The organism is Mycobacterium sp. IS-836 (assembly GCF_001954275.1).
Classification (GTDB): domain Bacteria; phylum Actinomycetota; class Actinomycetes; order Mycobacteriales; family Mycobacteriaceae; genus Mycobacterium.
Genome location: NZ_MBEU01000072.1, coordinates 53800 through 74949, shown reverse-complemented (window position 1 = coordinate 74949; position 21150 = coordinate 53800). Strand labels below are relative to the sequence as shown.

The 21150-nt window shown below is 67.1% G+C and carries 23 protein-coding genes; 11 read left to right on the top strand and 12 right to left on the bottom strand.

The window, feature by feature from the left end:
• Positions 1–12 precede the first annotated feature (12 nt).
• Positions 13–1422: a glucose-6-phosphate dehydrogenase gene (locus A5747_RS20495; protein ID WP_076127682.1), complete on the bottom strand. Its 1410-nt coding sequence runs from the start codon at positions 1420–1422 to the stop codon at positions 13–15.
• Between the two features lie 117 nt (positions 1423–1539).
• Between A5747_RS20495 and A5747_RS20490 the strand changes: the two genes are divergently transcribed.
• Positions 1540–2367, top strand: coding sequence for an adenylate/guanylate cyclase domain-containing protein (locus A5747_RS20490; RefSeq protein ID WP_076127680.1), 828 nt, complete (start codon positions 1540–1542; stop codon positions 2365–2367).
• On the opposite strand, the gene A5747_RS20485 is transcribed toward A5747_RS20490, so the two are convergent.
• The gene (locus A5747_RS20485) at positions 2343–2528 is read right to left on the bottom strand and encodes a hypothetical protein (protein WP_076127677.1); all 186 of its coding nucleotides are present in this window, start codon (positions 2526–2528) and stop codon (positions 2343–2345) included. The two genes, A5747_RS20490 and A5747_RS20485, sit on opposite strands and share 25 nt — an antisense overlap.
• Before the next feature lie 212 nt (positions 2529–2740).
• Here A5747_RS20485 and A5747_RS20480 point away from each other — a divergent pair, with 212 nt between their 5' ends.
• A complete protein-coding gene (locus A5747_RS20480) occupies positions 2741–3430 on the top strand; it encodes a guanylate cyclase (RefSeq protein WP_076127675.1) in 690 nt (229 codons plus the stop codon).
• A gap of 5 nt (positions 3431–3435) precedes the next feature.
• Here the strand turns inward: A5747_RS20480 and A5747_RS20475 are convergent, their stop codons facing one another.
• The 4 genes from A5747_RS20475 to A5747_RS20460 all read right to left on the bottom strand — a co-directional run bounded on the left by A5747_RS20475 (position 3436) and on the right by A5747_RS20460 (position 5620).
• A complete protein-coding gene (locus tag A5747_RS20475) occupies positions 3436–3759 on the bottom strand; it encodes a putative quinol monooxygenase (protein WP_076127673.1) in 324 nt (107 codons plus the stop codon).
• Between the two features lie 321 nt (positions 3760–4080).
• Positions 4081–4659, bottom strand: a complete 579-nt coding sequence (locus A5747_RS20470; protein WP_076127901.1) for a glycoside hydrolase — start codon at positions 4657–4659, stop codon at positions 4081–4083.
• A gap of 156 nt (positions 4660–4815) precedes the next feature.
• Complete coding sequence (locus A5747_RS20465) at positions 4816–5151, bottom strand: hypothetical protein (RefSeq protein ID WP_142245668.1); 336 nt, start codon at positions 5149–5151, stop codon at positions 4816–4818.
• 70 nt (positions 5152–5221) lie between these two features.
• Positions 5222–5620: a VOC family protein gene (locus tag A5747_RS20460; RefSeq protein ID WP_076127669.1), complete on the bottom strand. Its 399-nt coding sequence runs from the start codon at positions 5618–5620 to the stop codon at positions 5222–5224.
• A gap of 200 nt (positions 5621–5820) precedes the next feature.
• On the opposite strand from A5747_RS20460, the gene A5747_RS20455 reads away from it, so the two are divergent.
• Entirely contained in the window at positions 5821–6210 is a 390-nt protein-coding gene (locus tag A5747_RS20455) for a DUF732 domain-containing protein (protein ID WP_076127667.1), read from the top strand.
• 27 nt (positions 6211–6237) lie between these two features.
• Here A5747_RS20455 and ychF read toward each other — a convergent pair whose 3' ends face one another.
• Positions 6238–7311 (bottom strand): redox-regulated ATPase YchF, encoded by a 1074-nt coding sequence (ychF, locus tag A5747_RS20450; protein WP_076127665.1) that lies wholly within the window; start codon positions 7309–7311, stop codon positions 6238–6240.
• A 132-nt stretch (positions 7312–7443) separates the two neighbouring features.
• On the opposite strand from ychF, the gene A5747_RS20445 reads away from it, so the two are divergent.
• Positions 7444–8643 (top strand): DUF6542 domain-containing protein, encoded by a 1200-nt coding sequence (locus A5747_RS20445; RefSeq protein WP_198938229.1) that lies wholly within the window; start codon positions 7444–7446, stop codon positions 8641–8643.
• Here A5747_RS20445 and A5747_RS20440 read toward each other — a convergent pair.
• Entirely contained in the window at positions 8640–9644 is a 1005-nt protein-coding gene (locus tag A5747_RS20440; RefSeq protein ID WP_076127661.1) for a 4-hydroxy-3-methylbut-2-enyl diphosphate reductase, read from the bottom strand. The genes A5747_RS20445 and A5747_RS20440 overlap by 4 nt on opposite strands.
• Positions 9645–9740: 96 nt before the next feature.
• Between A5747_RS20440 and A5747_RS20435 the strand changes: the two genes are divergently transcribed.
• Genes A5747_RS20435 through A5747_RS20420 form a run of 4 tightly spaced genes read left to right on the top strand, consistent with a single transcriptional unit; the run spans position 9741 to position 13016 of the window.
• Positions 9741–10346 (top strand): lipid droplet-associated protein, encoded by a 606-nt coding sequence (locus A5747_RS20435; protein ID WP_076127659.1) that lies wholly within the window; start codon positions 9741–9743, stop codon positions 10344–10346.
• On the top strand, positions 10343–11593 hold the full coding sequence (xseA, locus tag A5747_RS20430; protein WP_076127657.1) for an exodeoxyribonuclease VII large subunit: 1251 nt from the start codon (positions 10343–10345) through the stop codon (positions 11591–11593). Before A5747_RS20435 ends, xseA begins: the two co-directional genes overlap by 4 nt.
• Positions 11586–11855: an exodeoxyribonuclease VII small subunit gene (locus A5747_RS20425; RefSeq protein ID WP_076127655.1), complete on the top strand. Its 270-nt coding sequence runs from the start codon at positions 11586–11588 to the stop codon at positions 11853–11855. Before xseA ends, A5747_RS20425 begins: the two co-directional genes overlap by 8 nt.
• A gap of 60 nt (positions 11856–11915) precedes the next feature.
• Positions 11916–13016, top strand: a complete 1101-nt coding sequence (locus A5747_RS20420) for an NAD-dependent epimerase/dehydratase family protein (RefSeq protein WP_076127652.1) — start codon at positions 11916–11918, stop codon at positions 13014–13016.
• A gap of 22 nt (positions 13017–13038) precedes the next feature.
• Here the strand turns inward: A5747_RS20420 and A5747_RS20415 are convergent, their stop codons facing one another.
• From A5747_RS20415 to A5747_RS20405, 3 genes are read right to left on the bottom strand one after another with little or no spacing between them, the layout of a single operon-like run.
• On the bottom strand, positions 13039–14586 hold the full coding sequence (locus A5747_RS20415; protein ID WP_076127650.1) for a carboxylesterase/lipase family protein: 1548 nt from the start codon (positions 14584–14586) through the stop codon (positions 13039–13041).
• A gap of 7 nt (positions 14587–14593) precedes the next feature.
• Positions 14594–15391 carry a dienelactone hydrolase family protein gene (locus A5747_RS20410; protein ID WP_076127649.1) on the bottom strand — a complete coding sequence of 266 codons (798 nt, stop codon included), beginning with the start codon at positions 15389–15391 and terminating at the stop codon, positions 14594–14596.
• Positions 15392–15402: 11 nt separating this feature from the next.
• Positions 15403–16092, bottom strand: coding sequence for a DUF4245 domain-containing protein (locus tag A5747_RS20405; protein WP_076127646.1), 690 nt, complete (start codon positions 16090–16092; stop codon positions 15403–15405).
• Positions 16093–16171: 79 nt separating this feature from the next.
• Between A5747_RS20405 and glpX the strand changes: the two genes are divergently transcribed.
• From glpX to A5747_RS20390, 3 genes are read left to right on the top strand one after another with little or no spacing between them, the layout of a single operon-like run.
• Positions 16172–17227 carry a class II fructose-bisphosphatase gene (gene glpX, locus A5747_RS20400; RefSeq protein WP_175611162.1) on the top strand — a complete coding sequence of 352 codons (1056 nt, stop codon included), beginning with the start codon at positions 16172–16174 and terminating at the stop codon, positions 17225–17227.
• Between the two features lie 27 nt (positions 17228–17254).
• Positions 17255–18655: a class II fumarate hydratase gene (locus A5747_RS20395; RefSeq protein ID WP_076127644.1), complete on the top strand. Its 1401-nt coding sequence runs from the start codon at positions 17255–17257 to the stop codon at positions 18653–18655.
• A gap of 29 nt (positions 18656–18684) precedes the next feature.
• Positions 18685–19656 carry a hypothetical protein gene (locus tag A5747_RS20390; protein ID WP_076127642.1) on the top strand — a complete coding sequence of 324 codons (972 nt, stop codon included), beginning with the start codon at positions 18685–18687 and terminating at the stop codon, positions 19654–19656.
• On the opposite strand, the gene A5747_RS20385 is transcribed toward A5747_RS20390, so the two are convergent.
• A complete protein-coding gene (locus A5747_RS20385; RefSeq protein ID WP_076127897.1) occupies positions 19640–21109 on the bottom strand; it encodes an adenylate/guanylate cyclase domain-containing protein in 1470 nt (489 codons plus the stop codon). The two genes, A5747_RS20390 and A5747_RS20385, sit on opposite strands and share 17 nt — an antisense overlap.
• Between the last annotated feature and the right edge of the window lie 41 nt (positions 21110–21150).

The following is a 21150-nucleotide window of genomic DNA, read 5'->3' as shown; positions in this document are numbered from 1 at the left end:
GCCTGGGTCTCCTTACTGTGCTGGGGACGTGCTTCGCGGCATCCACGGCTCCTGCCAAGCGTGGTGCCCATGCAACAGCGACCGCGCGGCGTCGGGCCCCCACGAACCGCGGTCATACGGGTGGATTTCGGACGGGTTGTCCAGCAGGGGCTGCACGATGCGCCACGTCTCTTCGATGCTGTCTATGCGGGCGAAGAGCTGCCGATCGCCGGTCAGCGCGGCTTGAAAGAGCCGCTCGTAGGGTCGCTCCGGTTCACCCAGGTCCTCGGCGAACAACGAGTCCAGGTGAATGTCGCGCCATCTATCGCCCACCTGCGCGGAGATCTGGACACGCATCCCCGGGTCGGGGTCGATGCGCAGCACGATCTGGTTGGGCTCCGCGGGTCGGCAGTCGGGCAGGAAGGCCAGCGCCGGGACACGGCGCAGAAACAACCGCACCTCGGTGACCTTCTCCGGCAGCGCCTTGCCGGTCCGCAGGAAGATCGGCACCCCGGCCCAGCGCCAGTTGTCGATCTCCGTGCGCAGCGCCACGAAGGTCTCAGTCTGGGAATCCTTCGGCACTTCCGGGACGTCGGTGTAGCCGCGATATTGGCCGCGCACGCAATGGTCGGGCGATAGGGCCGGCATCGCGCGGAAAACCTCGGCCTTCTTGTCGTTGAGGTCGTCGGCGCTGGAGCCGACCGGCGGATCCATCGCCGCCAGCGCCAGCACTTGGAGCAGGTGGTTCTGCACGACGTCGCGCAGGGCGCCTACCGCGTCGTAGAACTTGCCGCGGGTCTCGACGTCGAAGTTTTCGGCCATGGTGATGTGGATTTCGGAAACGCTGCGCCGGTCCCATAATTCGGCCAATGCGTGGTTGCCGAAGCGCAGGCACTCGAGTTCGAGGACGGGTTGCTTGCCCAGGAAGTGGTCTACCCGAAGGATCTGGTCCTCGTCGAGGACCGCACGCAGCCGCGCGTTGAGCTCGCGGGCGGAGGCCAGGTCGTGGCCGAACGGCTTTTCCACCGCGACCCGCGCCCGCTCCAGCAGCCCGACTTTCGCGAGGTTCTCCACGATCGGCGCGAACAGGGACGGCGGCATTTCCAAGTAGTACAGCGGGCGATAGTCCGAGCCGATCATGTCGGCCAGGCGGCCGTAGAGCGCGCTGTCGGTGACGTCGCCGTGCAGGTAATCCAGCCGACCCGCCAGCCGGTCGAACACCGCGTCGTCGATCTTCTCGCCGGTGTCGCCGATCGATTCGCGCGCCCGCTCGATCAACTTCTCCACGGGCATATCGTCGCTCGCCACGCCCAGGATCGGGCAATCCAGTAGCTTGCGGGCCTCGAGCCGATACAACGCCCGGAACGTCATCTTGCGGGCCAGATCGCCGGTAATTCCGAAGATCACCAGCAGGTTTGACGAACCACCTCCGTCGTCGGCCAAGACCGAACCTCCCAAAAGTCACCTATCGGCTCGCTTGAGATGCACTACCCGGGGCCGTCCGGGCTCAACCCTAGACAGTGCCGGTAGGCCCGACAACCGATCGCGGAGTTTGGCAGGATTCCTGGCGTGGGTGATGCGCTGCATATCGCGGTCTACGCGCTGGGCGGGATTGCGGCCGTCGAAGCCGTCGCGCTCGCGGTGCTGTGGCAACTGCTGGCCCGCAGCCGGCGGGAGGTCGACGACCTTCGACAGCGAGTCGACGCCCGCACTCAGCTGCTGTCGGGCGGTCGCGAGGCCGTCAAACGCGTCTGGAACACCGCCAACCTGATGCGCAAGGAGGGTTTCGGCGCCGCCGTGCGCAGTTCGATCGAGGACCTTGCCGACTGGGCCGAGGTCGAGCGGCCCGACCTGGCCCGGGTCACGCCGGACGGCCGCGTGGTGATCTTGTTCTCCGACATCGAGGAGTCCACCGCGCTCAACGAACGCATCGGCGATCGCGCGTGGGTCAAGCTGATCAGTTCGCACGACAAGCTGGTTCAGGATCTCGTGCAACGGCGTTCGGGACACGTGGTGAAGAGCCAGGGCGACGGATTCATGATCGCCTTTTCCCGGGCCGAGCAGGCGGTTCGGTGCGGGATAGATCTTCAGGACGCACTACATCGGGACGCAAAGCGTAAGCGGCACGAGGAAATTCGGGTGCGCATCGGCATCCACATGGGCCGCTCGGTGCGCCGCGGCGACGATCTGTTCGGGCGCAACGTGGCGATGGCGGCACGGGTCGCCGCGCACGCGGTCGGTGGCCAGATCCTGGTGAGCGAACCGGTGCGCCACGCCCTGAGGGATTGCGACGACATCACCTTCGACGAGGGCAGCGAGGTTGAGCTGAAGGGCTTTTCCGGCAGCTACCGCTTATTCAGCGTTCAGACCGAACGCGATTCGGATTGAAAACCCTCCGGGTTGGAGTCGGCCAGCCTCTGATGCAACCTGGCCCGGATCTCGTCGGCCGTGTAGGCCCGCCGTTTACGTTGATCGCGCACCACCAGCGCACCGCCGGCGACGACGCCGGCGACGCCGGCCAGGCCGATCCACTTCCAAATGTTGCGCATAGTTGACAGGCTATTACGGCCATGGACACCCTTCGCGACAAAACCGCCGTGATCACCGGAGCGGGCGGCTGCATAGGCCGCGTGATCGCGTTCGCGCTCGCCGAAAGGAGGCCTGGCAATCTACATGCGGCCCACAAACATTGGCGTCACGACTCCCAGATCGCATGCGAACCCGAAAGGCGCGCACCGATGACCGATGACGGCGGGATTACATGCTGACCCTGGACCAGGCACTCAACGAGACCCGGACGGGTGACCTGTGGTTGTTCCGCGGGCGCTCGCGGCCCGATCGCGCCATTCAGACGTTGACGAACGCCCCGGTGAACCACGTCGGCATGACGGTAGCCATCGACGATCTGCCGCCGCTGATCTGGCACGCCGAGCTGGGCGACAAGCTCACCGACATGTGGACCGGCAGCAACCATCGCGGCGTGCAGCTTCACGATCTACGTCAGGCCGTGCTGCAGTGGACCGATCGCTACCAGCAGCGGTGCTGGCTACGACAGCTGACGCCCTATGCCAGCCGCGAACAGGAAGACAAACTGCTGCGGGTCATCGCACGCATGGACGGCACCCCATTCCCGACCACCGCCCGGCTGACCGGCCGGTGGTTCCGCGGTCGGCTGCCGACCATCAACGACTGGGTAAGAGGAATTCCGGTGGTGGATAAGAAGATTCGCGAGCAGACACAGCGTCGTAGGGAAGCGCGCAAGATGAGCCTGGAGACGGCATACTGCGCGGAGACCGTGGCGATCAACTACGAGGAGATGGGCTTGCTGGTCACGGACAAGGATGCGCATTCGTTCGACCCGGGCTCGTTCTGGAGCGGCGACACTCTCCCGCTGGCGCCGGGCAACCAGCTGGGCGAGGAGATCGCAATCTCCGTCGGACAGCCCGGCTAGATCGGTCAGTCGACCGACATCTCCCCCATCTTCGACCAGCCCGTCGCGTCGATCGTCTGGCTGATGATCTTGGGCGTGGACTTCAGCGCCTGCGGCAACTCGCGCATCGCACGCTGGAAATGATCGCTGTTGACGTGTGCGCCGCCGGCGTCGGCATCGCGGAAGGCTTCGACCAGGACGTACTCGGCCGGGTTGTCGAGGCTGCGTGACCACTCGAACCACAGGTTGCCCTCTTCGGCTCGGGTGGCCGCCGTGAACGCGGCGACCAGTTCCGGCCAGCGGTCGGTCCACTCGGGCTTTGTTTCGAACTTCACGACGATGAAGATCATGGCCGCTCCCGCCTCCGCTCGGAACTCTCGTGGGCCCGCAGCGTCAGGATACGTGCCGCCCGTGCCGACGGTCGCTGCCAATAGAGTTTTGTTCTCAGTCGGCCCGCACAGCAAAATCCGCCCGGGCATCGTCATCGACGCCCGGGCGGATTTTGTATTGGTGGTGCTGTGACAATTGCGCATCCGGGATAGTGATGTAGCACACAAACCGTCGTGGTTCGGACCTATTTCACTTTTCCCAGGCTCGCAATGCGAGCAATGTGACCAATGTTGCGCATCGGTCCGCCGCATTAACCGACATGCGCGCGATCCGTTTTTTGGTCAATTCACAATTCCTGGATCGCCGGCCGGCGGCAAATCGGGCGCCGGCGGAGGCGGCGGCGCGGGATCCACAATGCCGATCAAAACGGGCGGTGCGTCCGGCGGCGGGGGTGCGTCCGGCGGTGGCGGTGCGTCCGGAGGCGGAGGCGGAGCGTCCGGGGGCGGAGGCGGTGCGTCCGGGGGCGGAGGCGCGAGCATCTCTGCGTCCGGTGGCATCGGCAGGAACATGTGATGCGTAAAACCGGCCTGGTAGGCACCCGCCCCGCCGATGCGCACGCCGCCGCGCTCACCGCTGGATACGGGGGTCCCGTCCGGCAAGGTGACCGCGGTGTGGCCACCGTTCCATCCGATCACCAAGGCGTTCGGGGCGGTTCCATATTGGAAGCCCCGTGCCAATAAAGCGGATTCTTCATTTCCGGTGTTAAAACGACTTCCAAAAACCGGCCTGTCAGTCGCCGCATTGGCAACCCAGGAAGCAAGACCGGAACAGTCGGTCCCGGCCGGAGAATCTCCGCCCGGAATATACGGCGTCCCGGAAACCTGGTTGATGAGCGACATCAACGTAGCGAGAACAAACATGGCCAGGGACATTAGCAACGAGATACTTAGCAAGACAAAATTTGTGGCAGGCATCACGTGTAAGCTAAAAAATGGCTTGGACCGCATATCCAGCAAATTTATTACACAAAAGTATATTTACGGATACGACTGACGAGGCGGGCGCGGTCGACAGCCTTAGGGGTGGTCGTAATCCCGCTCGGTGTCCGCCATCTCACGCGAGATGTCTGCCTGCTCACGCCTGGCTCGGGCTTGGCTGCGCTCCACCCCTTCGGTGATGCGTTGCAGCCGCTCCCGTTCACGTTTCGCCGCCGTGCCCTCGCGTTCGTCCGCGCGCTGCTCGCGTTCGTCGGCGAGCTGCTCGCGCTCATCCGCGATGCGGTCCCGCTGATTAGCGATCCGATCTCTCTTGCCAGCGATCCATTCGCGTCTTGCGGCCTCAGCCTCGCGCCGCTCGAGAGCCTTCTCGCGCTCATCCAGCGCGGCAGCCCGGCGTTCATGCTCCTCGGCCATGTCGATATGGCCATCGGCGACCACGCTTCACCTTAACGCTGCGACGCAGGAAAGGCTCCGCGTGGCATCGTCAGACGCCAAACTTGGCACGGGCCTCCTCCGTGACCGGGGTGAACAGGTTGACGAGGTTTCCATCCGGGTCGCGGAACAACAGCGCGCGGTTACCCCACGGCATGGTCGTCGGCTCGGTCACGACCTCGCCCACACGTTCGCGAAGTCGCTCGTACTCGGCATCCACGTCCTCGACGATGAACTCCAGGATCGCGCTCCGGTTGGCCGCCGGCTCAGCGGATCCGTCCCCAAAGAGTGGCACGGTCTTGTCGCTGCCGATCGCCAGCGTTCCGATCGACGTCGGAATCTCGGCGAACAGCTCGTTGCCCCAGACGGCGGAAACGTTGGTGACCATCTCGTAGAAAGCCACGAGCCGATCGACGTCGCCCGTGATGATGCGGGTCGAAATGAACTTCACGTAACCTCCCTGGGGCCGCGGCGGTGCCGCACGGCGATAGCGCTTGCGTGAGGCATGCTAGGCACCCGGTCTGACAAGCCGGCGCGCCCGGCGTCGGCGCCGCAAGACGCGCGGCGGCGACGGGCGTTAGTTAAGCTGCGATGGAATCTCGTCGCGAATTCGCTGGTCACGGGGCACCGCGGAACAACCAGGGGGATGCCATGGTCGTGAGAGCCATAGCGTTGATGGTCCTTTCCGTGGGGTTGGCCGTGCCCGCCCATGCCGACGCCACCGACGACGCATTCATCACCAACCTCAGCACCTCCGGCATGGATTACGGCGCACCCGAGCGAGCCATCCAGGTCGCGAAAACCGTCGTGTGCGCCACCCTCAGCGATAACCCCAACACCAGCAACGCGGATCTGGTCACCAGGGTCACCAACGCCACCAACTGGCCACCCCTCAATGCCGCCTACTTCACGGGAGCTGCGATCCAGGCCTACTGTCCCCAGTTCGGCTCGCTCACTCCTCCCGCTATCCCCAGCCCGGCCCCCAGGGGCCCCGGTGGTGCCCCGTCGCCGTCGCCGACGTCACCCGTTGAGGCGGCGTAAACGCGAGGGTCCGAACCCGACTGCTGACTACACGTTGAAACGAAACTCCACCACGTCGCCGTCGGCCATCACGTAGTCCTTGCCTTCCATCCGCACCTTGCCGGCGGCCTTCGCCGCCGCCATCGATCCGGCGGCGATCAGGTCGTCATACGACACGATCTCGGCCTTGATGAAGCCCTTCTCGAAGTCGGTGTGGATCACCCCCGCCGCCTTCGGCGCGGTATCGCCCTGGTGGATGGTCCAGGCCCGCGCCTCCTTGGGGCCGGCGGTCAAAAAGGTCTGCAGCTTCAGCGTGTGAAAACCCGCCCGAGCCAACGCATCCAGACCGCGTTCGGTCTGCCCGATCGATTCCAGGAGCTCGGCGGCCGACTCGTCGTCGAGCTCGGTCAATTCCGCTTCGATGGCGGCGTCGAGGAACACGGCGTCCGCGGGCGCGATGAGCTGACGCAGTTCGGCGACCCGCGCGGCGTCGGTGAGCACCGCCTCGTCGGCATTGAAGACATAGAGGAACGGCTTGGTGGTCAACAGGTTCAGCTCACGCAGCACCGAAGTATCGACCCCCGCGGCGAACAGCGTCTTCCCGCTGTCCAGCACCTGCTGGGCGGCGAGCGCTGCGTCGTAAACCGGCTTGCGCTCCTTGTTGGTGCGGGCCTCCTTCTCCAGCCGGCCCAGAGCGCGTTCCAGCGTCTGCAGATCGGCCAGGATCAGCTCGGTCTCGACGACCTCGATATCGGATTGGGGATCGACGTCTCCGGCCACGTGTGTGACGTCCTCGTCGGAGAACACCCGGACCACCTGGCAGATCGCATCGCATTCGCGGATATGCGCCAGGAACTTATTACCCAGGCCCGCCCCCTCGGAGGCCCCCTTGACCAAGCCGGCGATGTCGACGAACGTCACGGGCGCCGGGACGATGCGCTCGGAATTGAAGAGCTCCGCGAGCTTGGCCAGCCGCGGATCCGGCAGCGAGACGACGCCCTCGTTCGGTTCGATCGTCGCGAACGGGTAGTTCGCCGCCACCACGTTGTTCCGGGTCAGGGCGTTGAACAGCGTCGACTTGCCGACGTTGGGCAAGCCGACGATTCCCAGGCTCAGGCTCACGGGGAACCAAGTCTAGGGCTCAGCGGCGGGGGCCGGCCGCGGTGGATCGTTCCTGCCCGAACGACATGGCACGCCCACCGCCGCAACAAGGTCTTTACGGGCGTTTCGTCCCATTGCCGGTACGGTCTACATGTGTCAGCAGAGCGGGCCAAATCGGCTGTGGAACCTACCCACCGCTCGATCCACCCCAATATCCCAGGTGTGCCGTGGTGGGCAGCGCTGGTCATCGCTGTCACCGGCGCCGCCATCGGGTATGCCATCGACGCGGGATCGGGACACAAGGAGCTGACACACGTCTTCGCCGGCCTCTATATCGCCGGCTGCCTGGCAGCGGTGCTGGCCGTGCGCCAGGAAGGCCTTTTCACCGCGATCATCCAGCCGCCGCTGATACTTTTCTGCGCCGTACCCGGGGCTTACTGGCTATTCCACGGACGCAAAATCGGTCACCTGAAAGACCTGCTGATCAACTGCGGGTATCCGCTGATCGAGCGGTTCCCGCTGATGCTGGGCACGGCGGGGGCCGTTCTGCTGATCGGACTGGTCAGGTGGTATTCCGGCACGTCTAACCGAAAGACGTTGGCGACCAACAAAACCGACGACAGTGCCAGCGCCTCCGAACGAAAACCTTTCTTTGGCGGCGTCAGCGCGAAACTCAACTCGTACCTGGGCCTCGGTTCGGAGGACGGCGATGCCGACGAGGCCGCCTCCGCCCGCCCAAGGCGAGCCCGCGCGAGCACCCGGGACGCGGCGCCGAAGTCCGGCCGGGCAGCGCGCGGCGATCGTTCCGCCACCCGTTCGACCCGAACGCGATCCCGCCGGCCTTTCCCGGAAGACCAGGACGAGCCGGCGGCGGATCGTCCCCGGCGTCGGCGCCCGGCCCCGCCCCGCGACTTCGACCCTGCCGACCCGCCGCGCCGGTCGCGCCGCCGTCCCAGGCCCGATGGTGAGCCAGACGTGCCCGCCCCGCCGCGGGAAAGCCGTCGGGATCCGCGGACGCGCCGCAATCCATACGAACGGCCGGCACCCCGCACCAGTCGGTTCGACGATTACGACAGGTACGAGCCGCCCGGTCCGTCCGAGCGTTTCGGCCGGTACGAGCCCTACGACCCCTCCTACGAGGCACCGCGGCGTCGCGGCGCCGGCGGCGGATCGAACGGCACCAATCCGACGCACCACCCGATCTCGCGCGTGCGCTACCGCGGGGAAGCTCCGCTCGATCAGTCCCGCGACGAGCCGAGAGTCGAGCCCCGCCCCGAACGACGGGGTCGGTCACGGGCGCACGGCCGGTCTCAGGGGCGGCCGCCGGCCGACTCCTGGGAATACGACGTCTAGCGACCCGACCGGATCTCGCGGGGCAGGGCGAACACCAAGGTCTCCTGGGCGGTCGTCACCGGCTGCACCACGTCATAGCCGTAGTCGGCGAGCCGTTCCAGCACGCCACGCACCAGAACCTCGGGGACTGACGCGCCGGAGGTGACCCCCACCGTCGTCACGCCCTCCAACCACGTCGGGTCGATATCGTCGGCCCAATCGACCAGGTGAGCGGCGGCGGCGCCCCCACCCAAGGCGACTTCGACCAGCCGCACCGAATTCGACGAGTTGCGGGACCCGACGACGATCACCAGCTCACATTCGGGCGCCATCGCCTTGACCGCGACCTGCCGGTTCTGGGTCGCGTAACAGATGTCGTCGCTCGGCGGGTCCTGCAGCTTCGGGAAACGACGCCGCAGCCGCTCGACGATCTCAATGGTCTCGTCGACCGACAGAGTGGTCTGCGACAGCCAGACCACCTTGTTTTCGTCGCGGACCGTGACATTGTCGACCGAGCCGACCCCGTCGACCAGCTGCACGTGTTCGGGCGCCTCCCCGGCGGTGCCGATGACCTCCTCATGACCCTCGTGGCCGATCAGCAAGATGTCGTAGTCATCACGCGCGAACCGCCTGGCCTCGTTGTGCACCTTGGTCACCAGCGGGCAGGTGGCGTCGATGGTGTGCAGGTTACGTTCGGCGGCCGCGGCATAGACCGTCGGCGCGACGCCGTGAGCGGAGAACACCACGATGGCGCCCTCGGGAACCTCGTCGGTCTCCTGGACGAAAACCGCACCGGCCTTGACCAGGGTGTCGACCACGTGGCGGTTGTGCACGATCTCGTGGCGCACGTAGACCGGGGCGCCGTGCTTCTTCAGGGCGCGCTCCACCGTCTCGACGGCCCGATCCACCCCGGCGCAGTAGCCACGCGGCTCCGCCAGGAGCACGCGCTTACGGGTGGGGTCGGCGACCGGCGTCCCCGACTTCACAGCGCCGGGAATCCCCACATCGACAGTCGGCGGCATGACATTCAGGGTACGGGCCGCCGCGCCACGGGGCACATAGTCCGGCCCGCGCGGGCGGGCTTGGAGTTATCCGCAGGTGCTGGCAGGCTTGGACCCATGGCTACTGCACCGTATGGAGTTCGGCTACTGGTCGGCGCGGCGACAGTCGCCGTCGAGGAGACGATGAAGCTGCCGAAGTCGATTCTGATGTACCCGATGACGCTAGCCAGCCAGGCGGCGCACCTGGTGATGCGCTTCCAGCAGAACCTGGCCGAGCTGGTGATCAAGGGCGACAGCACCCTGGAATCCATCTTTCCGCCCAAGGACGAAAATCCGGAGTGGGCGACGTTCGACGAGGATTTGGGTGACGGCGGCGAGAACGGTGCTCCCCCCATGCAGCCGGAAGGCGGCAACGGCGATCGACGGGCCGAGGGGCGGTTCGCCCTGTACTCGGTGACCGACGCGCCCGAGGCCGCTGATCCGCCGATGAAACCCGCGCGAATATCGACGAAGTCGGCGGCGGCCGACACCGGAGTTCCGGCACCGGCGGTCGCGGCGGAACTCGACTATCCAGCGCTGACGCTGGCCCAGCTGCGCGCCAGGCTGCAATCGCTGGCCGTCGACGAACTCGAAGCGCTGCTGGCCTACGAGCAGGCCACCAAGGCCCGGGCACCGTTCCAGACGCTGCTCGCCAACAGGATCACCCGCGCGAACGCGAAGTGACCCGAGCGGCGAATTCGGAGCCGAACTCCGCGGAGAACCCCTTCCCGGTGCGCGCCGTGGCGATCCGCGTCGCGGGCTGGATCGACAGGCTTGGCACCGTATGGGTCGAAGGGCAACTGGCCCAGATCAACATGCGCAATGACTCCAAGACGGTGTTCATGGTGCTGCGCGATCCGGCGGCCGACATGTCCCTGACCGTGACGTGCCCACGCGACCTAGTACTGGGTGCGCCGGTCAAATTGGCCGAGGGTACCCAGGTGGTGGTGTGCGGCAAGCCGTCGTTCTACACCGGGCGCGGCACTTTTTCGTTGCGGCTCAGCGCGATTCGCGCCGTTGGTGTCGGCGAGCTGCTGGCGCGCATCGAAAGACTGCGCCGCCTGCTGGACGCCGAAGGGCTCTTCGATCCGCGGCTCAAGCGACCAATTCCCTTCCTGCCCAACATGATCGGATTGATCACCGGGCGGGCCAGCGCCGCCGAGCACGACGTGACGACGGTGGCGAGCGCGCGTTGGCCCGGAGTGCGTTTCGCGGTGCGCAACACCGCCGTCCAGGGTCCCAACGCGGTCGCGCAGATCGTCGACGCGCTCCGCGAGCTCGATCGCGACCGTGAAGTCGACGTGATCGTGCTGGCCCGCGGCGGCGGCAGTGTCGAGGACCTGCTGCCGTTTTCCGACGAGACGCTGTGCCGAGCGATCGCCGCCTGCCGGACACCGGTGATCAGCGCCGTCGGCCACGAACCCGACAATCCGCTCTGCGATCTGGTCGCCGACCTACGCGCCGCCACGCCCACCGACGCCGCGAAGCGGGTGGTCCCGGACACCGCCGCGGAGCAACGGCTGGTCGACGACCTGCGGCGGCGCAGCGCGCAGGCGCTACGCAATTGGGTATCGCGCGAACAACGCGCGCTGGCGCAGCTGCGCAGCCGCCCGGTGCTGGCCGAGCCGCTGACCGCCCTGACGGCGCGCGCCGAAGAGGTTCACCGCGCGCGCTCGGCGGTTCGCCGCGACATCACCCGGCTGATCTCCGCCGAGACCGACCGCGTGGGCCACCTGGCCGCGCGACTGGCCACGCTGGGCCCGGCGGCCACCCTGGCCCGCGGATACGCCGTGGTGCAGACGGTCCCGGCGGGCGGGGTGCCGGCGGAAGTGCTGCGGTCGGTCCAAGACGCGCCCGCGGGAACCCGCCTGCGGGTGCGGGTTTCCGACGGCGCCGTAACGGCGGTGAGTGAAGGGCTGGCCGATGGTTGAGGAAGACGGCTTGGACGACGGCTCGACCGACGGCGGCGGGGCCCGACCGATTACGCCTATTAGTCAGCTTGGCTATGAAGCTTGCCGGGACGAGCTGATCGAAGTCGTGCGGCTGCTCGAGCAGGGCGGGCTGGATCTTGATTCGTCGCTGAAACTATGGGAACGGGGCGAACAGCTGGCGAAAAGGTGCGAGGAGCACTTAGCTGGCGCGCGGAAGCGAGTCGAGGATGCGCTCGCTGCCGGGCAGGCGGAGGAAGCCTGAGCGCGGCGCTTCGGCGAAACCTGCTTCAAAATTTTTCCCAAACTGGAACACGTTTCAGTTATGCTTCGCGGCATGGGTGATGCATCACTGACCACCGAACTCGGCCGAGTCCTGGTCACCGGCGGCTCCGGGTTTGTCGGCGCAAACCTGGTGAGCACCTTGCTCGACCGCGGGTACCAGGTGCGTTCCTTCGATCGCGCCCCGTCGCCGCTGCCACCGCATCCGCAGTTGGAGGTGCTGCAGGGCGACATCACCGACACGGCCGTGTGCGCCGCGGCCGTGGACGGTGTCGACACGGTGTTCCACACCGCGGCGATCATCGAGTTGATGGGTGGCGCGTCGGTCACCGACGAATACCGGCAGCGCAGCTTCGCGGTCAACGTCGGCGGTACCGAGAACCTCGTGCACGCCGGGCAGTCGGCAGGGGTGAAGCGCTTCGTCTACACGTCGTCCAACAGTGTCGTGATGGGCGGCCAGAACATCTCCGGCGGCGACGAGACGCTGCCCTACACCAGCAGGTTCAACGACCTGTACACCGAGACCAAGGTGGTCGCCGAGCGGTTCGTGTTGTCGCAGAACGGCATTGGCGACATGCTGACGTGTGCGATCCGGCCCAGCGGCATCTGGGGCCGCGGCGATCAGACGATGTTCCGCAAGCTGTTCGAGAGCGTGATCGCCGGCCACGTCAAGGTGCTGATCGGCCGCAAGTCGGCGCGGCTCGATAACTCGTACGTGCACAACCTGATTCACGGTTTCATCCTCGCCGCCCAGCACCTGGTGCCCGGCGGGACCGCGCCCGGTCAGGCGTACTTCATCAACGACGCCGAGCCGATCAACATGTTCGAGTTCGCGCGCCCGGTCGTCGAGGCGTGCGGCCAAAACTGGCCGCGAATCCGGGTCAACGGTCCGATGGTGCGCGCGGCGATGACCGGTTGGCAGCGAATGCATTTCCGATTCGGGATGCCGGCGCCGCTGCTGGAGCCGCTGGCCGTCGAGCGGTTGTATTTGGACAACTACTTCTCCACCGACAAGGCGCGGCGCGACCTGGGTTACGAGCCCCTGTTCACCACCGAGAAGGCGCTGTCGGAATGCCTGCCCTACTACGTGGACCTGTTCCGTCAGATGAAGAGCGAGGCCCTGGCCGCCAAGGCGACGGGGTAAGCACCGGCCCGCGCGGGCTGCGCTACCGGAAACCCACCATCTCGCTGCCCCAAGCGGCGCGGATGGACGCATCGGGATCGCTGGTAACGGTATCGACCTTGTCGATGATCAGGCAGGCGCGATCACTTTCCCTGTATGCCGTCCACTCTGGCTCGCCGGCAGGGCCCGCGGGCTTGCCGTCCGCGGCGAAGTTGATCCACCGGGTACGTACCCGTTTCGAGACCGCCCTGGCGGTCTTGGCGCCGCCGAGTTTCAAGGTGGGATCCTTCGGCGCCCCGAGATTGCCCCATACGTAAGGCAATTCGGTGGCATGGGCGGCGCTGACCAACAGCAGCTTTAGCAACGGCGTCGCGTAGTCGAACCGGTACAGATACACCGGCGCCACCTTGCTGTGCCCCTCGGCGAGCCACACCGTCGGCATTCGGAAGCCGACGTCGGTGGCGATACTCAAGGACCTTGCCTTACCCCGCCGGAATTGCGAATACGCCGACCCGATCTGCTCTGAAGTGGGCAACTGCAGGTCGGGCTGCTCGGCGGCGATCTGGGTGAACATCGACGTGATCGCGCGCGGCGTGATCGGCATCAGCGACGAGCGCAGCAACCGAAACAGCGCCGCCTCATGCTTGTTGGTGCCGATGATCAACGGGACCGGGTGCGAGCGGCCCTCCTGCGCCGCCTTCACTGGGTAGTCGTGCAGCAGATCACCGTCGACGATCGGGACGAATGCGAGCGTGCCCGGGTTGCGCGCGGGCACTTCGTCGAACACCTGCTGCGATGCGGCCAGCATCGCGGAGGTCGGCACGGCGGGCAACCGGTCCACGTCCGACGGCGCGATTCTCAGCTTGTCAAGCATGCTCACCGCGACCTGACGAGCCCGGTCGCGGTCGTAAACCGATGTGGCCGGCGAGCTTTGCGCGATGGCGGCGGTGAACAGGTCCTGGGCCGCCGGGGTGGCGAGCAGAGTGGTCACGATCCCGGCGCCCGCGGATTCGCCGAACAGCGTGACCCGCCGCGGATCGCCGCCGAATGCCGCGATGTTGTCGCGTACCCAACGCAGCGCGGCAAGGACGTCGTGCAGGCCGATGTTCGAGTCGAAGCGCCGCCGCGCGGTACTGAACGACGAAAGGTCGAGGAAGCCCAGCGCCCCGAGCCGATAGTTGACCGTCACCACGACGACCTCGCCGCCGCTGACCAACCTGCGACCGTCGTAGAGTGCCTGGCTGCCGGACCCCAGGACGTAGGCCCCGCCATGCAGCCACACCATCACCGGTTTTCCGTCGCCGGGTGCGGTGTCTTCCGACGCCCAGACGTTCAGGCTCAAGCAGTCTTCGTTTTGCGGTGCCCCCAGGTCCAGCGGCATGTTGGGGAACGACGGCTGCGGGCAGGCGGGCCCGTAGGAGGTGGCGTCGGCGACCTCGGCCCATCGCTGCGGGGGCTCCGGCACCCGGAAGCGCAGGTCACCGACGGGCGGCGCGGCGTAGCGGATGCCCTTCCACGCCCTGGCGCCTCCGGCGTCGGCGCCCCGAACCGGGCCATAGGTGGTTTCGACCACACGCTCGTCGATCACCATGCGGCCCCTAGCTGAGCCGGGCGGTGAGGAACTCGACCACCCGCTTGCGCGCCTCGTAGGCGGGCTGGCCGTCGACCTCACGGACCTCGTCGGTCAGCACCGAATGGGCCATCTTGCTGAAACCGCCCTCGTTGCCCGGGCGGGAGTCGATCTCGATGATCTCGAACGCGTCGCCGAGGCGTTCCTTGATCGCCGCGAACCGTTCCCGTGGCACGATCCTGTCCTCGCTGAACCGCAGACCCATCGCGCACAGGCCATCGTTGGCGCAGCGATCGGCGATGGTGGCCATCTCCGGTTCGCTCAACCCGGTGTCGCGGCGCTGCGCCCGGCCCAACGGCAGCGGGACGGACGGCTGGGAAAGCACCGGGGCCAGCACGCTGTCGTCGACCGCGGCGGCCAGCGCGAAGCCGCCGGTGAAGCACTGGCCGATCACGCCGACGCCCTTGCCCGGCGTCGACGCGTTGAGGTCACGGGCCAGCGCGCGCAGGAACAGTGACACCGGTCGGGGCTTGTTGGTCGCGAAGGCCGCGAATTCCTTTGCGACACAGGCGCGTGCGATGGTCGCGGCCGTGTAGCCGGCCGTCGCGGCCCTGCCCGGCTCACCGAAGAGCGACGGCATAGCGACGGTGAACCCGTTGTCCACCAGGTGGTTACCCAGGGCCAGCACCCCGGGATGGATGCCGGGTATCTCGGGAATCAGCACCACTCCCGGTCCGGCGCCCTTGCGGTAGACGTCGTGGGTGTAGCCGCCGCCGGTGAACGGTGAAACGGACCAGCCGGACAGGTCGGCTTCGGGTGCGGTCACGCGGGTCCCTCCTATCGGGTTGGCAGGGGCGGCTGGGATTGGGTCGCCGCGGCCAGCGTACGAAACTGGTCGGTGCTTCCGGCACCCGTGATGGCGACCTGCGTGGCGCCGCCCGGACCGGTAAGCCGGGTGGTCCACACCGGCTCGGCGTCCGCGCCGCTTTGCCCGGCGCCCTGGTACACGACCCAGTGGGTGCCGGCGACGTCGACCGCCCCGGTGGGGTACGCGCTCGAGTGGATCGAGCCGACCAGCTTGTCTTCGTCGGCGTTGCTCTGGGTCAGGGACAAGTACATTCCGGTCGGGCTCAGATATCCCACGGTCGATGTCGCCGCGTTCAGCCGCTGACCCGTCGACGGGTCGGTTCGCCCGCCCTGGATACCGCCGCGGCTACCGGAGTTGGGTTGCCAGCCGGCGGGCAACTGCGGCAGCCGAATCGGGAAGCCGAGCGCCTGCGCATCCGCCCGCAATGCCGTCGCCGCGTCGTAGGACGGGACCGTTCCCTTGTTCGTCCCGCCCGGCTGGAAGGAACACATCCCCACCAAGCCCGCCAGCACGATGCACCCCAGCACCAGCGGTGCCAGCGACCAGAACATGTCGCGCCCGTCCTGCAGCAGCCGCGGTTTCGCCGGCCGGGGAACCGGCCCCGGTGCGGGGGCCTGCTCGCCGGCCACATCGGCGTTGGGCTGCGGCTCCTCGGTCATCCTGTGAGTATCCCAGTCCGTGATCACCGCCCAGAGCCCAGCTCCAGAGGACGGATCCGCTTCTGGGAGAATCACGGCCATGACACGTGAGGGCGACCGCTCGTCGCAGGCACGCCCGCGCGGCGAAGCACCGGATCGCAACCTGGCCATGGAATTGGTGCGGGTCACCGAAGCCGGCGCCATGGCCGCCGGGCGATGGGTCGGTCGCGGCGACAAGGAGGGTGGCGACGGCGCCGCGGTCGACGCCATCCGCGAACTGGTGAACACGGTGTCGATGCGTGGCGTGGTGGTCATCGGCGAGGGCGAGAAAGACCAGGCCCCAATGCTCTACAACGGCGAAGAGGTCGGCAACGGGGACGGCCCCGAGTGCGATTTCGCGGTGGACCCCGTCGACGGCACGACGCTGATGAGCAAGGGCATGCCCAACGCGATTTCGGTGCTCGCCGTCGCCGATCGCGGGGCGATGTTCGACCCGTCGGCCGTGTTCTACATGAACAAGATCGCCGTGGGGCCCGAGGCAGCGCACGTGCTGGACATCACCGCGCCGATCGCCGAGAACATCCGCGCGGTCGCCAAGGTCAAGGCGTTGTCGGTCCGCGACATGACCGTGTGCATCCTGGACCGCCCCCGACACGCCCAGTTGATCAAGGACGTCCGTGACACCGGCGCCCGGATCCGGCTGATCACCGACGGCGACGTCGCCGGGGCGATCTCCGCATGCCGGCCGGAATCGGGCACCGACATGCTGGCCGGCATCGGCGGCACCCCGGAGGGCATCATCGCCGCCGCCGCGATCCGCTGCATGGGCGGCGCGATTCAGGCGCAGCTTGCGCCCAAGGACGAACCCGAACGTCGCAAAGCGCTCGACGCGGGCTACGACCTGGACCAGATATTGACCACCGAGGACCTGGTGTCCGGCGAGAACGTCTTCTTCTGCGCTACCGGGGTCACCGAGGGCGACCTGCTCAAGGCCGTCCGCTATTACCCCGGCGGCTGCACGACCCAGTCGATCGTGATGCGCTCGAAGTCGGGCACCGTGCGGCTGATCGAGGCCTACCACCGGCTTTCGAAGCTGAACGAATACTCCGCGATCGACTTCACCGGCGACAGCTCTGCCGCCTATCCCCTGCCCTGATCAATCCAAAGCGAGGAAAGCCAATCTATGGCCGACACCGAGTACCGCATCGAGCACGACACCATGGGCGAGGTCCGGGTACCCGCAAAAGCGTTGTGGCGCGCCCAAACTCAGCGTGCGGTGGAAAACTTCCCGATCTCGGACCGGGGTCTGGAACGCACTCAGATCCGCGCGTTGGGTCTGCTGAAGGGCGCCTGCGCGCAAGTCAACAAGGACCTGGGGTTGCTGGCGCCGGAAAAGGCTGACGCGATCATCGCCGCGGCGACCGAGATCGCCGATGGGCGCCACGACGACCAGTTCCCGATCGACGTGTTCCAAACCGGTTCGGGCACCAGTTCCAACATGAACACCAACGAGGTGATCGCGTCCATCGCCGCGGCCAACGGCGTCACGGTGCACCCCAACGACGACGTCAACATGTCGCAGTCGTCCAACGACACCTTCCCGACCGCCACCCACATCGCGGCGACCGAGGCCGCGGTGCGTCATCTGATCCCCGCGCTCGAGGTCCTGCACGACGCGCTGGCGACCAAGGCCCGCGAGTGGCGCACCGTGGTCAAGTCCGGTCGCACCCACCTGATGGACGCCGTACCCGTCACGCTCGGACAGGAATTCAGCGGATACGCCCGCCAGGTCGAGGCAGGGATCGAGCGGGTACGCGGCACGCTGCCCCGGCTGGGTGAACTGGCGATCGGCGGTACCGCGGTGGGAACCGGCCTCAACGCTCCCGACGGCTTCGGCGCCAAGGTGGTCGAGGCGCTGATCGACAAGACCGGCCTGAGCGAATTACGCACCGCGGCAAACTCTTTCGAGGCGCAGGCCGCCCGCGACGGGTTGGTGGAGGCGTCCGGTGCGCTGCGCACCATCGCGGTGTCACTGACCAAGATCGCCAATGACGTTCGCTGGATGGGTTCGGGCCCGCTGACCGGCCTGGCCGAAATCCAGCTACCGGACCTGCAGCCTGGCAGCTCGATCATGCCCGGCAAGGTCAATCCGGTTCTGCCCGAAGCGGTTACGCAGGTGGCAGCGCAGGTGATCGGCAACGACGCCGCGGTGGCGTGGGGTGGCGCCAACGGCGCCTTCGAGCTCAACGTGTACATCCCGATGATGGCCCGCAACATCTTGGAGTCCTTCAAGCTGCTGACAAATGTGTCAAAGCTGTTCGCGGAGCGCTGCATTACCGGCTTGTCGGCCAACGTCGAGCATTTGCGCGAGCTGGCCGAATCGTCGCCCTCGATCGTGACGCCGCTGAACTCGGCCATCGGCTACGAGGAGGCCGCCGCGGTGGCCAAGCAGGCGCTCAAGGAGCGCAAGACCATCCGCCAGACCGTCATCGACCGCGGCCTGATCGGCGACAAGCTGTCGATCGAAGAGCTGGACCGTCGGCTCGACGTGTTGGCGATGGCCCGCGTACAGGACGACACCTAGCCGGAGGACTAGAGGATGGTGGTTGGACGATGACGGCTCCGCCCGGTGGTCCCTACGGAACGAATCCGTATGGGCAGGACCCATATTGGGGCGGCCAGCCCCAAGGCGGCCAGCCGCAGGGCGGCCCGTACCCCTACCAGCAGGGCAGCCCCTACCCGTACCCACCGCCGGGCCAGTACGCCAGTCCCTATCCGCCCCAGCAGTACCCGCAGCCGGGCCAGCAGATTCCGCCCGGCTGGCCGGGTGGACCGTTCCCGCCGGGCCCACCGCCGAGGGGGCCGGGCTCGAAGGCGCCTTGGATCATCGTCGCCGTTCTCGCCGTGCTGGGCGTCATCGCGTTGGTGGCGACACTGATAGTCGTGTTCGGCGGCAACGGAAACGGCGGCAACAAGTCCCCCCAGGCCACGTCGCCTTCGGTGACGACGAGCGCCCCGACGTCGCAGCCCGGCGGGGGCGGCCAAACCGCGACCGACTGCGGCCCCAACGTGTCCGGCGGTGACAAGCCCGCAGGCGGCGCCCCGATCAGCGCGGGCAAGCTGTCGTTCCCGGCCACGGCAGCACCCGGGTGGATGCCGTTCTCGGACGACCAGACCCCGAACCTCATCGGCGCGGTGGGCCTCGCCCAAGAGGTCCCCGGCGCCAGCCAGTGGGTTATGCAGGCCGAGGTCGCCGTCACCAACTTCGTCAGCAGCATGGACGTCAGCGCGCAGGCGTCGAAGCTGATGCAGTGCGTGGCCAATGGCCCCGGCTACTCGAACGCGTCGCCCACCCTGGGCCCGATGAAGACGTCGTCGATCACCGTCGACGGGACCAAGGCGGCTCGGGTGGACGCCGACGTCACGATCGCCGACCCGTCCCGCAACGTGAAGGGCGACTCCGTCGTCGTCATCGCGGTGGACACCAAACCGGTGACGATCTTCTTGGGCGCCACGCCCATTGGCGATGCGGCGTCGGCGGCGACCCTCGGCCAGGTGATTTCGGCGCTCAAGGTTTCGAAGTAGTCGCGGCGACCGGCGCGCACACGTGCGTGGCTTCGGAGCGTCCGCGCAGCACCGTGGAATAGCATTCGGCCCAGTGCGCCCGCTCGTCCTCACCCGCCCGGTCGATGGCTGCCGCCGAGCATAGGATCCGCCGGTCGGCGGTCTTGGCGAGATCGGCCAGCCGCGCGGCCTCGTTCACGGCGTCCCCGATCACCGTGTATTCATACCGGTTTTCGGCACCGACATTGCCGGCGAAGACTCGGCCCGCCGAGACGCCGATGCCGAAATCGACGGGCAGCCGGCGCAGCTGCGTGCCAAGGGCACGCGCCGTCGCCAGCGCCGCCGAAGCCGGGTCATCGGTCCGCAATGGCGCCCCGAAAACCGCGAGCGCCGCGTCGCCGGCGAATTTGTTGATCAGCCCATGATGTTCGTCGACGGCGTCGACGACGATCCGGAAGAAGTCGTTAAGCACGGACGCAACATCTTGCGGCGGGCGGCTTTCCGCGAGCTGCGTGGAGCCCACCAGGTCGATGAAAAGGACCGCCGCCTCCACCACGTCTCCCGACAGCGATACGCCCTCCTCGATGGCGCGCTGGGCCACGTCGGCGCCGACGTGGCGGCCGAATAGGTCGCGCAACCGGTCCCGCTCGGCAAGGCCGGCCACCATCCGATTGAATCCCGTTTGCAGGCGCCCGATTTGGGAGCGCTCGTAGGCGCCCACATAGGTGTCGATGTTTCCGTGTTCGACCTCGGCCATCGCATCCACAACCTCGCACAGAGGATCGGAAATGGATCGCGACGTAAGGATCATCGTCGGCAGCCCGAGCAGCAACGCCGCCAGCGACACCACCAGAACGGGCACCTCCAGCGCCGCGGACTTCTGGATGAGCCAGCCGTACGAGCGAAGCACGACCAGAGTCGCGATCACGAGGATGGGTAGCGCGCTGCACATAAACCACATCAGAACCAGACGGGCGAACACACCGGGTACCAACAGACGAGGCTCGGCACCCCGCGTGGCGGCGCCCATGAGAGGCCGCAGGGTGCGCTGGGCGAACAGCATTCCGGTGCCCGCGGCGGCCGGCCCACCCAGCAGCACACCGAGCGCGATCGGCAACAGCAGTGCGGCCCCGCCGTCCCGATTGAGCACCATGAGAATTGCGCCGGCGGCGCCCCAGGCCACCAACAGGATCACCGTCTGGCGGCCGGCGAGTTTCATTGCGGCTTCCCGTTGGGCCTGCGTCGGTTCTTTCCCCGCGGCGTACCACTCCAGCGAGGGCGCCAGGCTCACCACACCGGCCACCGCGACACCGATGATCCCCGCCGTCACCAGCATCACGACCGTCGTGGTGTTCTTCTGCGCGAAGTCGACGTCCGCCGCGACGGACGTGTGGCCGCGCAGCGGGATCAGGATGGCCGACGCATCGACGACGGCGATGATGTAGGCCAGAGCGAGGTCGATCGCGTATTGAATCGATAACCTGCGGGCGCTTTTTCGCCGCCCTGTGCTCGCGC

Excerpts from the sequence above, each read along its gene's own strand:
- A5747_RS20465 (WP_142245668.1), bottom strand. The coding sequence starts at position 5,151 with ATGGCCGAGGAGCATGAACGCCGGGCTGCCGCGCTGGATGAGCGCGAG.
- A5747_RS20475 (WP_076127673.1), bottom strand. The coding sequence starts at position 3,759 with ATGATCTTCATCGTCGTGAAGTTCGAAACAAAGCCCGAGTGGACCGAC.
- A5747_RS20485 (WP_076127677.1), bottom strand. The coding sequence starts at position 2,528 with ATGCGCAACATTTGGAAGTGGATCGGCCTGGCCGGCGTCGCCGGCGTC.
- A5747_RS20435 (WP_076127659.1), top strand. The coding sequence starts at position 9,741 with ATGGCTACTGCACCGTATGGAGTTCGGCTACTGGTCGGCGCGGCGACA.
- A5747_RS20425 (WP_076127655.1), top strand. The coding sequence starts at position 11,586 with ATGGTTGAGGAAGACGGCTTGGACGACGGCTCGACCGACGGCGGCGGG.
- A5747_RS20420 (WP_076127652.1), top strand. The coding sequence starts at position 11,916 with ATGCTTCGCGGCATGGGTGATGCATCACTGACCACCGAACTCGGCCGA.
- A5747_RS20405 (WP_076127646.1), bottom strand. The coding sequence starts at position 16,092 with ATGACCGAGGAGCCGCAGCCCAACGCCGATGTGGCCGGCGAGCAGGCC.
- glpX (WP_175611162.1), top strand. The coding sequence starts at position 16,172 with ATGACACGTGAGGGCGACCGCTCGTCGCAGGCACGCCCGCGCGGCGAA.
- A5747_RS20470 (WP_076127901.1), bottom strand. The coding sequence starts at position 4,659 with ATGTTTGTTCTCGCTACGTTGATGTCGCTCATCAACCAGGTTTCCGGG.
- A5747_RS20440 (WP_076127661.1), bottom strand. The coding sequence starts at position 9,644 with ATGCCGCCGACTGTCGATGTGGGGATTCCCGGCGCTGTGAAGTCGGGG.
- A5747_RS20480 (WP_076127675.1), top strand. The coding sequence starts at position 2,741 with ATGCTGACCCTGGACCAGGCACTCAACGAGACCCGGACGGGTGACCTG.
- A5747_RS20415 (WP_076127650.1), bottom strand. The coding sequence starts at position 14,586 with ATGGTGATCGACGAGCGTGTGGTCGAAACCACCTATGGCCCGGTTCGG.
- A5747_RS20395 (WP_076127644.1), top strand. The coding sequence starts at position 17,255 with ATGGCCGACACCGAGTACCGCATCGAGCACGACACCATGGGCGAGGTC.
- A5747_RS20390 (WP_076127642.1), top strand. The coding sequence starts at position 18,685 with ATGACGGCTCCGCCCGGTGGTCCCTACGGAACGAATCCGTATGGGCAG.
- A5747_RS20455 (WP_076127667.1), top strand. The coding sequence starts at position 5,821 with ATGGTCGTGAGAGCCATAGCGTTGATGGTCCTTTCCGTGGGGTTGGCC.